Here is a 233-nt window from a genome sequence, read left to right on the forward strand (position 1 = left end):
CTTTTAAATTAAAAATGAAGTTTTAAATCAATCTAAAGTATATATGAGTAAACTTGGTCTGACAGTTACCAATGCTTAATCAGTGAGGCACCTATCTCAGCGATCTGTCTATTTCGTTCATCCATAGTTGCCTGACTCCCCGTCGTGTAGATAACTACGATACGGGAGGGCTTACCATCTGGCCCCAGTGCTGCAATGATACCGCGAGACCCACGCTCACCGGCTCCAGATTT

The 233-nt window shown here is 43.8% G+C and carries 1 pseudogene; it reads right to left on the reverse strand.

The features are described 5' to 3' along the window. Positions 1-65 precede the first annotated feature (65 nt). Positions 66-233: pseudogene (locus SB847_RS22330) on the reverse strand (serine hydrolase); the annotation flags it as partial.

It is taken from the genome of Bacillus sp. SIMBA_026 (assembly GCF_046535335.1).
Taxonomy (GTDB): domain Bacteria; phylum Bacillota; class Bacilli; order Bacillales; family Bacillaceae; genus Bacillus; species Bacillus velezensis.